This is a genomic window from Micromonospora sp. NPDC047465, from assembly GCF_040643125.1.
Taxonomy (GTDB): Bacteria; Actinomycetota; Actinomycetes; order Mycobacteriales; family Micromonosporaceae; genus Micromonospora.
Window position 1 is genome coordinate 24,365 of record NZ_JBEYTP010000054.1, and the last position, 13,075, is coordinate 37,439.

Genomic DNA, 13,075 nt, shown 5'->3' on the forward strand with positions numbered 1-13,075 from the left:
GTCAGCATCGATGGGCTGCCATTGCCGGCGTGACCCCGGGCGCGCACATCGACCTGCTGCTCGACACCGGCGCGGAAGCTCCACTGGCCCGCCAGTACTCCCTGTGCGGCGACGTCGACGACCGCGGCCGCTAGCGCATCGCCGTCCTGCGCGAACCGACCAGCCGGGGCGGCCCCGCCCACATCCACGACCACCTGCACGAAGGCGCGGCCGTGACGGTCCGCGGGCCGCGTAACCACTTCGCACTGGAACCGGCGCCGCAGTACCTGTTCATCGCCGGCGGTATCGGGATCACGCCCCTGCATTCCATGATCACCGAAGTGAAGCGATCCGGCACACCGTGGCGGCTGTACCACGGCGGCCAGACACGCGCGCCGCGCGAGACGCCGACCTCGCCGCCGGCGCCACCCTCGACTTCCTGCCCGAAACCGCGGCGATCCGCCGCGACGACACCTGGCGGGTCGCCCCGCACGCGCCCGGCCTCGTCGACCGGCGCTGCGAGATCACCGGACCGACGGACCGGAAGATGACCATCAACGCGCTCAACTCCGGCGCCCGGGTCTGGCTCGCCGACCTGGAAGACGCAAACGCACCACCGTGGACCAACGTGGTCGGTGGTCAGATCAATCTGCGCGACGCGGTCGCACGCCGCATCGACTACACCTCGGCCGACGGCAAGGCATACACGCTGGACGAGCGGACGGCGACAATCGTCGTGCGACCCCGTGGCTGGCACCTGCCCGAGAAGCACATCCTGATCGACGGCCGGCCGGCCTCTGGCAGCCTCGTCGACTTCGGTCTGTACTTCTTCCACTGCGCCAACACGCTCCTCCAAAGCGGCACAGGCCCATACTTCTACCTGCCCAAGCTGGAAAGCCACCTCCCAGGCCAGGTCTCCGGGCAGCATCACCGAACGACGCCGCACGTCGCCCTCCCCCGCATCAGGATCATCCGAGGAGCGAGCACCGCCGGCAACATCGACAGCCCACCCAGTCATCACTCAACGTCAACCTGTTGCGCCTGAACAGGCAAGGTCAAACGCCCTCGCCTGAAATCCGTCAATGATGAGTTCATCCGCCCAGTTGAGAGACCGCGACCACCACTACATCTGAGCGCAGCCCACCGGGGCCAGCACGACGATCATCTGGTGTACGGTGCAGCCGGCCGAGACCGAGACGGGATGCACGGTATGACCAGAACAAGACCGAACAGCACCCTCAGGCGGCTGACTGGCGTCGTGGTCGTGCTCCTGACTGGGCTGCTCGCCGCGACCGGATGCACACGACCCGGCGATACCCGCAAGTCAGAGGCGCAGCCGGCCCTGTCCCCCACCGCCACCACTGCCCTGCGACTGGACAAGCCGAAACGGCTGCTGGACCGCTGGCCCGAATCGGTCGACCGATCACTGCTCGAGACCGCCCAGCAGAACCTGGGAAACCTCAAGAAGCTGCTCAACGGTGAACCGACCAGCGCCATCAGCACCGCCTACGTCACCTGGGAAGGCGAGTACTCGCCGGAGCGCGGCTGGCACCGACCAGCCGGAGGCAGCACCATCCTCATCAGCGCAGTATCCGGCACCGTCAGCGACCCCACGGCCTCACTCGACGCCACCTTCACCAACCTGACCCACCTCACCACCGTCGCCCCCACCGCGCCTGGCCCACTCGGCGACGAGGCCCGCTGCGGCACCGGCCAAGACAAGGGCGCCCACATCGAAGCCTGCGGCTGGGCCGACAATCACACCGTCGCGCTGGTGACCTTCATCGGATTCCCCGCAGCGCAGAGCCGAGCCGACGACTTCCGCCAGATCCGATCACAACTGGAAAACCCCGTCCGCTAAACGAGCACGACAGAGGCCATGAAGCGATATCTCCTGCTGACCGGGGAGCCTCAAGCGGTCGGCTGGGACGTGCGGGGTCCGCTGGGTGGCTGACCCCCGCACGTCGCTGTGAGCCGAGCGCATTTCCTGCTGACGTACTTCAAGTCTGGCGGTAGGACAGAGCAGGATTCGTAGTGCTGCGGCGGCTTCGGAACGTGTCAAGGGATTGAGGCCAGTGAGCCTTTCCAACCTGATCTTGCAGGTCAGGGGCGGTGTGCGTAGCCCGGAATCGATGAGGGCGAGGCTCCAGGTAAGACAACAAATCGACCAAAACCCGATGCCCCAACACGGGAGCCTCGCCTGTGCTGGCCTACCCCTCCACGAAGCGGCCGGTGGCGGGGTTGTAGAGGCGAACACCCATCGGGATGACGCACCGCCCTTTGGCGGTGTACGGACCTCGTCGCTCGCGCTGCCGGCCGGCGCTAAAGTGTCGATCGTGTCGACGACGGGAGCGTTCGCCCTCGCCCAGGTGATGGCCCACTGCGGCGGCTCGCCCGCTGCGGCGACGAGCTTCATCGCGCGAGCGGTCGCCGTCGATCCGCGCGATCCGGAGCCGTACTCCGTGCTGGAGAACCTGCGGCGCGAGCTGCCCTCCGAGGTCACGGCCGTCGTCGCGGCGGCAAACACGATCGGACCGATGCTAGCCCGTGCCTACTTGTCCTTCGTGGACGGTGACTCGGACGAGGCCGCGATGTCGCTCGGCGCGGTCACCGGCTACCAGCCGGACGTCCCGTGGGCGTCCGCGCCGTGGTTCGGCGACGAGCGATTCCTCAGCGCGGTAACCCCGGCTGCCGTCGCTGAGGCCACGATGCGTATCCGCGATTACGACCGTGACCTCGACACTGATGCTGTCCGCGAGTGCCTGGCCCCGTGGTTCCGGGCGATCGAGGTGGTCTGCGAGCGCCATGCGGACCCTGACGCGATGGCCCGCATGGCGATCTTGCTGCGCGTGTGCGGCCGCACCGACGCATCGTTCGCCCTGTGCGACCGGGCCGACGCCGTACGGCGCGTCCCGTTTACCGAGGTCGTCCGCGCCGGCACCTGGCGTCACGTCGGCAACCGTGCCGAGGCGGCCGCTGCCTTTCGGCGTGCCCTAGCGCTCGACCCGGCCAACTGGTCGCTGTACCTCGACCTGGCCGATCTAGCCGCCGAGGAAGGCGACTTCGCCGAGGCCGCCGCGCAGGCCACTCGCGGCGAGGAACTCGAGCCGGACGACGTCACGATGCGGGCGGCCGCCGCCGCATACCGTGCCCGCTCGACGGGATCGGCCGCCGACCTGGACACGCTCACCGAACTGGCACCGCAGGTGCCCGAACCGTACGCCGGGCGCTCATCGACTACGCCCACGCTCGCGGCACCTAGGACATCCCACCGTCTCGATATTCGCGAGTCCGACGCCGCCTCAAACGCCACGCCTCTGGTTGCCTGCCTCGCCCGTCCGTTTACCCACGGTGACGAGGCGTAGGAGACCGGCGCGCACGGTCCCGTGCACGTAGCCTTGTTGGCGGTCCTAGCCGATTGAGTGGGCGTTCTGTCACGCCTGCTGGAGTCGGACACCGAATCGTCGAGACGCCGTCCGGAAGGCGGCGGGTTCGTGAATGGTGAAGTCCACGTCGAGGAAGGCCAGGTTCAACAGGAGCCACTGCCATGAGTCGGATCTGAGGACGGCGCGGGTTCGATGCGGTGCGATGGGCTCAAGTTCGACGTCCTGGTACTTCAGAGCGTCCGCCACCGCGGTCATGGGAGCGTCAACAGTCAGAACGACGCGGTGTTGGTGCTTGTTGAGTCCCTCGCGGAGGTACTGAATGCCGGTGTCGGCGGGCAGTGGGCGGGGGCTGAAGGCTCGGCCGGTGTTTCGCAGGTTGGTGATGCGGTCGGTACGGAAGACGCGCCAGTCGCGCTTGCGGGTGTCCCAGGCCAGCAGGTACCAGCGCAGGTGCTGGTGGATCTGGCGGTGCGGTTCGACTTTGCGTGCCGTGGTAGGTCTGGTCGCGCCGGCGTAGTCGAAGGTGACGAGGTGTTGGTGGTGAATTGCGTCGGCGAGGGCGCTCAACGTTCCGGCGCTGATGCTCGGAGCCAGGGTCTGTGTGGTTTCGAGGCTGGCGCGGAGGGCCGCTGCTCGGGCGCGGAGACGCTTGGGTAGGTACTGGTCGACCTTGCCGTAGGCGCGCGTCGCCGCATCGTCGAGGCTTCCCTCGCTGGCGCTGCCGATCGAGGCGAGGGTGGCCAGTCCCAGGAGGGCCGCGATGGCTTCGTCGTCCTCTAGGAGAAGTGGGGGCATGGTGCTGCCGGCGGAGAGCCGGTAGTAGCCGCCTGGTCCCGGCTGGGTCTCGACGGGGTAGCCGTAGCCGCGGAGACGATCGACGTCCCGGCGTAGCGTGCGCGGGCTGACGTGGAGGCGGGCCGCGAGTTCTTCGCCGGTGAACGCCCGACCCGTCTGCAGCGCCGCCAGCAGGGCGAGGACTCGTTGGGTGACGTCGGCCATGGGCACAGTATCCGCCGAATCGCGGACATTTCCTGACCGGATCTGCTCGTAGTGTTGTGCGCATGTCACAGCGCAAGATCGAAATCTGGGGAGCCCGGACCAACAACCTGAAGTCCCTCGACGTCGAAGTGGCACGCGGGCAGTTGGTGGTGTTCGTGGGGGTGTCCGGGTCGGGCAAGTCGTCGTTGGTGTTCGACACGATCGCCGCTGAGGCCGGCTACCAGCTCAATGAATCCTTTCCGCCATTCGTCCGCAACCGGCTGCCGAAGTGGGCGCGGCCCGAGGTCGAGCAGATCGACGGTCTCTCGCCGGTGGTGGTAATCGACCAGGGACGCATCGGCGGGAACGCACGATCCACGGTCGGTACGATCACCGATGCATGGACCTACCTCAGGCTCCTGTTCTCCCGCCTGAGCACGCCGCAGGTCGGTGAGTCCAACCACTTCTCTTTCAACGATCCCGCCGGCATGTGCACGACATGCTCCGGCCTCGGTGAAGTCGTCGTCAGTGCCGTTGACCGCTTTCTCGATCTGGACAAGTCGCTGAAAGACGGAGCCATCCTGCTGCCCGGCTTCGGCAACGGCGGCTACTGGTACTCCCAGTACGCCGACATCGGCACATTCGACGCTGACACACCCTTGCGCGACTGGACCCAAACCGAACGCGACGCGCTGTTGTTCGGCGGCGAACACGCCGCACGCCTCGGCACCAAATCTCCGAAGGGCTACGAGGGTGTCGTCGAACGGTTCGAACGGATCTACCTGCAGACCTCTGACAATCTGTCTGACCGCAAGCGAGAAACCCTTGCCCGATTCACCCGCTCCACCGTATGCCCGGACTGCAACGGTGATCGGCTCAACGAGGCCAGCCGCACGGCCACCGTGCTCGGCTTCACCATTGGCGAGATGGCGCGCCTAGAGATCAACGAACTCGTCGAACTGGTGACGACGGTGACCGACGCGAACGTGGCGCCGGTCGTGGCCGCGCTGAAGGCAAGGCTGGACGCCCTGATCACCATCGGGCTGGGATACCTCCACCTCGGCCGCGCCACCACGACCCTGTCCGGCGGCGAGGCACAGCGCATCAAGACCGTCAAGCACCTGGGTAGCAGCCTGGTCGAGATGCTCTACATCTTCGACGAGCCCACCGTCGGCCTCCACCCGCACGATGTCGCGTCCATGACGAGACTGCTCCAGCAGCTGCGGGACAAGGGCAACAGCGTCCTTGTCGTCGAGCACGACCCCGCAGTCATGGCCGATGCCGACCAGATCATCGAAATCGGGCCAGGAGCGGGCGACCAGGGCGGCACACTCGTCTTCCAGGGCACATTCGCGCAGCTGCGCCAAGCCGACACCCCGACTGCGGCCGAACTATCGCGGCATCGCCCCATCAAAGATCGTCCACGAACACCACGCGGGAGCATCACCGTCACCAACGCCACCCGCAACAACCTCAGGAACCTGACCGTGAACATCCCCACCGAGGTCATGACCGTGCTCACCGGCGTCGCGGGCTCGGGAAAATCCAGCCTCGCCACCGAACTCGCCGCCCGCCACCAAGCCATCATGATCGACCAGAAACCGGTCACCACTAACCGTCGCTCAACCCCGATCACGTACACCGGCATCGCCACACCCATCCGGAAGCTGTTCGCACGCCGCAACAACGTTCCAGCCAGCTTGTTCAGCGCCAACTCCGACGGCGCCTGTCCCGACTGTAATGGCCTCGGCGTCATCTACACCGACCTCGCCTTCATGGAGAGCCAGGAAACGGTCTGCGAAACCTGCCAGGGACGACGCTTCACTCCTGACGTTCTGCGGCACACGGTCGACGGACTGTCCATCGCCGATGTCGACGAACTCACTATCACTGATGCCATCCACCGCCTCCCCGATCCGGCAATCACGAAGGCCCTGCGCCACCTCGACGACGTCGGCCTTGGTTACCTGAGACTCGGCCAGCCTCTGACAACGCTCTCCGGCGGCGAATGTCAACGCGTCAAGATCGCCAAGGAGCTCGGCGACCCGACCAGCCCGACGCTCTACATCCTCGACGAACCCACCACCGGCCTCCACCTTCGCGACATCGACATCCTGCTGCGCGCGCTCGACAACCTCGTGGACCACGGCAACACCGTCGTCGTCATCGAGCACAATCTTGACGTCATACGACAAGCCGACTGGCTTATCGACCTCGGACCAGGAGCCGGCAGGCACGGCGGCCAGATCATCTACCAAGGCCATGTCGCAGGCATCACCAACACCGCCACCGCGCAAGCACTCAACGTCGCCACTCCAGCATGAGTCGCACTCATCTCGGCATGTCCGAACGTTGTCGCGCCTGTACGTGCATGGGCCGACGGATACCGGTCGTGACGGACGCGCCAGCGCCGCCGCGCGCTGCCTGCGGCAAATCCGGATGCCCGTGGATGTCACCGGCTCGATGCTTCGTCGATGCCGTAGCGCACCATGTCGTGCAAGTCCTCGGCGAGTAGATCCCTCGCGAGGCCACGATCCATGAACGCTGCCAACGAGCGGCCGATCTCGTCTCCCGCAACGTCGGCCAGGTCCTCATCGTGTGCGGCGCGCCGCAACGCGTCCAACGCGCGCGGGTCGTTCCAGTTCGCGAGGTCGACCGCAGCCTGGCACCGGAAATCCGGGTCCTCCGACTGGTCCAGCAGCACCGCGTGCAAGCGTTCGGCGCGCCAGTCCCACCGCGGTTGCCCGGCCGCCTGCAAGCCGTCGCGCAGTTCCCGGGGCGGCCGGTATCCGTGTTCTTCAACGTAATGCAGGATCATCATCGGTGCGGCGTAGATCTCCCCGTCGGGCAGGTAGTAGCGATACTCGCCGTTACCCTCAAAGGCTCCGCAGAAGTCGCAGTCGTGCCAGCCGAGCGTGCGGCTGCCGAGCCGCCGGGAGGCAACCCTGAGCCGCTCCATCTCGGCGCCGGTCATCGGTGCCATGCTTGCGCCCTGCACCCCGTAACCGCGCCCCAGCCACCCGACGGTCCGCATCGGCAGCGGAAAGCCGAGGTAGTCGTACGGCGACAGGTCAAAGTACTCCACGCCACGATCATCCGGCATGCAAAAACCAGGGCCGACATCCCCGGCCGGCTCGGGCATCGGGACAGCTGCACGTGACGGTGACTCAAAGCCTGGCGCGCCACGTCTGCGGCAAATCCGCGCATGTGACCTTGGCTTCGGGCTACGACGGCCGCTGGCAGAATGCAAACGGTTTCTCGGACGAATTGGACGGCATCCGCGGGGTTACGCGGCGTCCTCAGGCGAACTCGCGCGCGGTGGATTCCAGCCTCTCGCGGTAGGCGGCCCACCACGCCTCGTCGCCCTCGACCACGTTGTCGCCGGGTCGCCGCCAGCCGACCTGGCCGTCGACCAGTTCGGGCACGATGTCGGCGTGCCCAGCGTGCCGGTTCAGCTCGGCGAGCACGTGCACGAGGATGAGGTGCAGCGTCACCGGCGTGTGTTGCCACCACCGCACCGAGCCGGGCGCGTCGATCGGGAGCGTCTCGATCGTGGCGTCCGCGTGTGCCCAGACTCGGTGCCGATCTCCTCCAGGTCTAGCCTGCTCAGGTCAAGCATCCGGCCACCATAAACCCGCTGCCATCCGCGCTTCGAGCGCGATCAGCGGCCAGATGAGGGCACCTGCGGTGAGGAACATGGATTCCAGTAGCTCAACGTGGCAAGTTGCCATTTAATGTCACCTCAACCAGAGACTTCGGTCGTGTCACGCGAGAAAGATACGGCGGCAGCCACGCAAGATCTGCCACATCGAAACTCTCTTGCAGATCGAAGATTGGCCCCAATGAGTCAAATAGGATTAGGTCAAGAGTGTGAAGGTTTCGGAGATTCAGTAGTGACTCCTGAAGTCCTGTCTGCAGTCCCGGGTATGGATAGATTCCACCGTCAGAGTGAATTTTTCTGCGGAGGTCGTCCCTTACTGCAATAACCCGAAGAGTCGTCAGCGAGGGAAGTTTCTGCATCATGAGTAGTTCGCCTCGCGAAGGCCAGCCCACAAGGGTGACCTCTTCGATGCTGGTGAGCCCGGCGAACTGATGCATCGAAGGACGGCGCCATCCTATTGGCTGACGTGCGCGAGGGGCAAACGTCTTATAAACTCCGTCCAAGAATCGCGCAAACGTCGGCGATGACAGAAGGGTAAGCGACCTAAGATTTCGGCCGTTTGCTACAGCCTGGGGAGAGGTTGAAGCGACTAAGGACCAGTCCACCGTCAATTTTGATAAATTAGGAAAAAGGCTGAAAAGCCTGCTGAATTCGTCCGCAAACTCTATGTCGCGAACTACAGCGTTGCCAAGTAGGCTGAGTTCCTGAATTGATGGCTTTGCGGCTGCCTGGAGTCCACCTTCAATAGTTGTGTCACAAAGATCCAACACTTTCAGGTCGCGTAAAGCTCCTGCGTCGAAACCTTCCAACTGACAGCTGACAAAAGCTGCCCTTTCTAGCAACGCAGCCCGGCTTATTGAATGGAGATCGCCACGGTGCCCGTCCACTATGAGTCGACGCAGTCCATCAAGGTGCTGTAACGAATGAAGCTGATCCTCACCGCGTGCCACTACTGCCACGTCGCTTAGTTCCATGAGAGCTAACACCGAGCGCGCGTATTCATCGGGCGGAACCTGCGGCCAGAAAGCGGCCAGTTTTCTGCGGATCGCTGGCCGAGGGCTTGCGGCAATCCGTGCCAATACAGGCAAAGTATCTTCTGGGTGGAATCGATTGATCAACTGCAGAAGATACAAGCCCTCATCGTCTGAAAGAGTGGACGGGTCCGGCACGAGGTCAAGAACTATATCTCCGGCCTCAGCCAACTGCTCCGCTGCAATCGCCGTCTTCGGAGGCACAAGCCTGCGTACGAGACGCTTTACCGTTGCAGCGAGATCTGGATCAAGGGCACCTGGATGTTCGAGGCAGGCGGCAGCTACTAAAATTTTTCGGTTCGAATCCTCAGGATCCAGCTCATTGTCTGATGTTATGAGACTGCGAATAATTTTCTCGCGCTCGTCTCGGCGGCCGTGCCCTACAGCCATGACGACAACTTCACGCCAGGAATCCTCATGCGCATGCTTCGTCAGGTAGTCGATATCACCCTCATCTAGGATCGCCTGAGCTGCAAGATACTCTTGAAATGTCTTGTGAAGGAAATCGATCCGCCCTTTCACGGGCTCCCGCAATACTCCTGATCGCAGCAAAAGATAGTCTAGGACTTGGCTGGGCTTGGCAGTGACGTGAGACATGGCAGCGAGGTATTTGCGCAGCCTCCGAAGCGCTTCTTCACGATCAACGTCGGACCTGCCGTTGCGCACCAGCCAGTACGCCAGCTGAGCCAGTAGCATCTCTTGGTCTTTTTGAGACAGCAGCACTCCGTCACCGGCGATTTCTTTCGCTTCATCGCGGCGAACCAGCAGCATCTCAAGTGCAGCTTGGTAGAGGCCGATGCGGTCTCGAGGGAGTTGTCTATACCGATCGATATGCAATGCGCAGGTCAACGCACAGAGAAGTGGGTTGGTGGCGAGCCGACGCAAATCTCGGCGTTGTGCGAGCTTATCGAGCAGGTCAAGCTCGTACTGCTTCAACCTGTCCGGCTCAGTTCCCTCGCGCTTAGTCGAAGCCAACGCGGAGTGCCACTGCCGCACGAACGTTCGCACATCGGCAGAACCCATCGGCAATAGTAAAAAAGTTTTGAACTCGTCTGGTACGACGATAGTGGCATCTGCCGCAGGGGGCCGCGACGTAATGACGTACCGCGCATCCTCGTAACTGACAACGAGATCATGCAACCATTTCCAGATTTCATTGCGCTTTGCTGCTGGCAATTCATCCACGCCGTCAATGAGGACAACGGCACGGCCCGATCGCATGACTCTCTGAACCCATTTGTCGGGTGCCTCACCAGACAAGGCGGGCGCAATCTCTTTTGTAAACCGCTCCGGCGTGGGGAGATCTCGCAGCGCGTATCTTCGCAAGGGGATGAAAAATGGAACTGCTGGTGTCCAACCGCCAGGCAGTTGCCCTTCTTCCTTGACTAGGTTGATGGCCAGCCACTGAAGTAAGGTGGTTTTCCCTGAGCCAGCCTCTCCGCGGATGAGCACTCTGCTGGTGTCCGCTAGCGCATCGTGCACTCTCAGCCGTTGCGACGCAGCTAGATCAAGTCGAGAGCTTGCGCGAGGTTTCCGTCTGCCGGACTCCTGTGCTGCAGACAGGCTCAGGTAAGCCGTGCTCAAGGGGTACGCCTCGTTTTTGTTCAGAGTTACCCCGAATAGCTGAAGTGAGTCGAGCTTCCGAAGTACGAGATCACTATACCTTCGCTCAAAGTCGCGGTCTTCGGGTCTTAGGTGAGCTCGCTCTAGTGCCGCGTCTGCTGATTCCTGAAGCGCTGCGGTCCGTCGGATGAGTTCGACATCGACGCGTTGCCTGAATTCTGGCCGCTGCGTTATGAATTCAATTACATGCCGACAGGAATCGTCAAGCAGTCGATGATAGACCACCGTGCCCGCACCACTAAGTAATTCGCGTTGCGGTCGATCCGGGTCGGCTTGAAGTGCCCGATCAACGAGGTTTTGATGGCTAAGGTTGAGCTGGATAGCGTCTGCTACCCCAATTGGCCCCAATGACTTTAGGGTCGCCCCGACGGCAGCTACCGCTGGGTTCCAGTCACTCTCACTCAAGACCGTGAAATCACGGAGACGGACGGACTCAAACCGACGAGAAAGTTGCTCGACAAGTGCGTCGATGTGTTTCGGAGAAAGTGATCTCTCAAGCTGTTTTCCGGGAAGCTTCACTCGACTATCGAGCCGGACAGGCTCCTTGACTGTGCCGGCGCCTTGCTGCGGTGGTTGCACTAGTGCCTTCACCACGAGGTTGAGGACCGGCCCGAGAACCCGCCCGACGTCAGCAAACACGTCGCCTCCCTCTGGCACTCAGGACGTACTGGACCGAGAAGCTCCGGTCCAGGAACACCATAGTCCTACATGGAGGGGGTCCCTGGCTACGGTGCGAGGTGTCCGCTGATGCCGTGAAGCCAGCCGATGGACGCGATCACGGCCGGATTCGAACAGATTTGGCCCCCGCCGCCTCATGCGAAAAGCCAACCCGACAGGGTCAGAATCGAGGCACTCTCTTTGGCGTGACCGAACGTCTTGCCAGCGGCTAGCCTGCTGCCTCTAGATCGCCGGACTATTAGTACATCATCTGGCAGAGCTACGTCGCACACTAGCTGCCGGATCACAGGCTCCTTGTTCTTCTCGATAGAGGGTGAGTCCTAGGCAGTCCGTGCGAGCGGAAACCTTCAATAGCTAACCAAACTGAGGGACGTCTCGTAACTCTGGTGGCTGACCGCTGAGGACGATCGTCGATGATGCTTGCGTGCAGGTGATCTCCGCAGCCCGCCAGGAGTGGACCTTCGCGTTCACCGGGCTGCAGCCCGCCCAGTTTCGCCGGCTGGTCCGCCCGGTCGCCGAACGCGGCGGGGACTCGATCGCCGACGGCCGGCCCGGCCGGCAGTGGGCACTGGACCTGCCGGATCGGGTGTTGCTAATCGCCGCGTACTGGCGCAGGAACCTGACGATGCGGCAGATCGGCCCGCTGTGCGGGGTGTCGCACTCCGCCGCGCACCGGGTCATCGACACCCTCGGACCGCTGCTGGCTCTCGCCCCCGGTGCGGCGGCAGCCGGTCGATCAGATCGCGATCGTCGACGGCACGCTGATCCCGACCCGGGACCACCGCCTGGCCGCGAAGAGCAAGAACTACCGGTACTCGACGAACCTGCAGGTCGCCATCGATGCCAGCACCCGCCTGGTCATCGCCGTCGGCAAGCCCCAGCCGGGCAACCGCAACGACACGGTCATCTACCGCACCTCGGGCATTGACCAGAAACTGACCGGGCGGCCCGTCATGGCCGACGGCGCCTACCTCGGCAACCCTGAGGTGATCATCCTGTACCGCAAGCCCGCCGACGGCAGCGACCTGCCGGCCTGGAAGGCAAACCTCAACCGCGAGCACCGCGCTATCCACGCCCGGGTCGAGCACACCCTGGCCAGGATGAAGTGCTGGAGGATTCTGCGCGACTACCGCCGCGCCGCCCACACATTGACCGGTGCCGCCTCCGGCATCGCAACCTGCACAACATCACCCTGACCTGGTGACACCAACCCAGTACCGAACAACGCCTTCACCGCGTCACGAGACAGCCCTTAGGGCGGGGCACGTCATCCCATCAGCCGTCCCGTCTCCTCACGACCAACGGGCGCACGGTCTGTCGAAAGACCTCGACAGAGTTCGATGAGTGAAGTGCGCTGACCCGCCGGCCGCTACCGGATCCATGCTGCACCAGCAGGCTGACGGAACCTTTTAGATCAGTGCGTAGCCTGCGTGCTTCCTGGGCGCTGGAGCCGCACGGCAAGGAGCGACGGGCTCGAAAGTCGGCGGCCAAGGTGCTCATGGTGTGGGGCATCGACTGCGTCACCACGTCATTGTGCCCACTTGGCGAAGCGACGCCGTACCCGCGCATGGTCAGCGCATCCGCTCATCGGCATGACCGGACGCCAGCGACCGGCGCCGACATCCCCCTCGGTGACGAGCGCTTCGCGGCAGATCCGGATAGCGGTCCGGGCATCACCCGAGCTTCGTCCATTGCCCTTCGGAGACCACCTCGACGGAGCCGTCGACGACCTTGATGGC

General features: G+C 63.7%; 6 protein-coding genes and 3 pseudogenes. 5 read left to right on the plus strand and 4 right to left on the minus strand.

What is annotated here, in order from left to right; genetic code table 11:
* Positions 1-409: 409 nt before the first annotated feature.
* The 3 genes and pseudogenes from ABZ793_RS30850 to ABZ793_RS30860 form a co-directional block, all read left to right on the plus strand.
* A pseudogene (locus ABZ793_RS30850) lies at positions 410-880 on the plus strand (malate synthase A); the annotation flags it as partial.
* A 357-nt stretch (positions 881-1,237) separates the two neighbouring features.
* Positions 1,238-1,840, plus strand: a complete 603-nt coding sequence (locus ABZ793_RS30855; RefSeq protein WP_357463618.1) for a hypothetical protein — start codon at positions 1,238-1,240, stop codon at positions 1,838-1,840.
* Positions 1,841-2,315: 475 nt separating this feature from the next.
* Complete coding sequence (locus tag ABZ793_RS30860; RefSeq protein WP_357463621.1) at positions 2,316-3,344, plus strand: tetratricopeptide repeat protein; 1,029 nt, start codon at positions 2,316-2,318, stop codon at positions 3,342-3,344.
* A gap of 69 nt (positions 3,345-3,413) precedes the next feature.
* On the opposite strand, the gene ABZ793_RS30865 is transcribed toward ABZ793_RS30860, so the two are convergent.
* A complete protein-coding gene (locus ABZ793_RS30865; RefSeq protein WP_357463624.1) occupies positions 3,414-4,364 on the minus strand; it encodes a WYL domain-containing protein in 951 nt (316 codons plus the stop codon).
* Positions 4,365-4,426: 62 nt separating this feature from the next.
* Between ABZ793_RS30865 and ABZ793_RS30870 the strand changes: the two genes are divergently transcribed.
* A complete protein-coding gene (locus ABZ793_RS30870) occupies positions 4,427-6,667 on the plus strand; it encodes an excinuclease ABC subunit UvrA (RefSeq protein WP_357463627.1) in 2,241 nt (746 codons plus the stop codon).
* A gap of 128 nt (positions 6,668-6,795) precedes the next feature.
* On the opposite strand, the gene ABZ793_RS30875 is transcribed toward ABZ793_RS30870, so the two are convergent.
* The 3 genes and pseudogenes from ABZ793_RS30875 to ABZ793_RS30885 all read right to left on the minus strand — a co-directional run bounded on the left by ABZ793_RS30875 (position 6,796) and on the right by ABZ793_RS30885 (position 11,297).
* Positions 6,796-7,428: a HEAT repeat domain-containing protein gene (locus ABZ793_RS30875; protein WP_357463629.1), complete on the minus strand. Its 633-nt coding sequence runs from the start codon at positions 7,426-7,428 to the stop codon at positions 6,796-6,798.
* Positions 7,429-7,642: 214 nt separating this feature from the next.
* Positions 7,643-7,912, minus strand: a pseudogene (locus ABZ793_RS30880) (DUF664 domain-containing protein); the annotation flags it as partial.
* Between the two features lie 142 nt (positions 7,913-8,054).
* Positions 8,055-11,297 (minus strand): NACHT domain-containing protein, encoded by a 3,243-nt coding sequence (locus ABZ793_RS30885; RefSeq protein ID WP_357463632.1) that lies wholly within the window; start codon positions 11,295-11,297, stop codon positions 8,055-8,057.
* A 463-nt stretch (positions 11,298-11,760) separates the two neighbouring features.
* Here ABZ793_RS30885 and ABZ793_RS30890 point away from each other — a divergent pair.
* Positions 11,761-12,540: pseudogene (locus ABZ793_RS30890) on the plus strand (transposase family protein).
* Positions 12,541-13,075 lie beyond the last annotated feature (535 nt).

Coding starts and splice junctions, on each gene's coding strand:
- ABZ793_RS30865 (WP_357463624.1), bottom strand. CDS start 4,364: ATGGCCGACGTCACCCAACGAGTCCTCGCCCTGCTGGCGGCGCTGCAG.
- ABZ793_RS30870 (WP_357463627.1), top strand. CDS start 4,427: ATGTCACAGCGCAAGATCGAAATCTGGGGAGCCCGGACCAACAACCTG.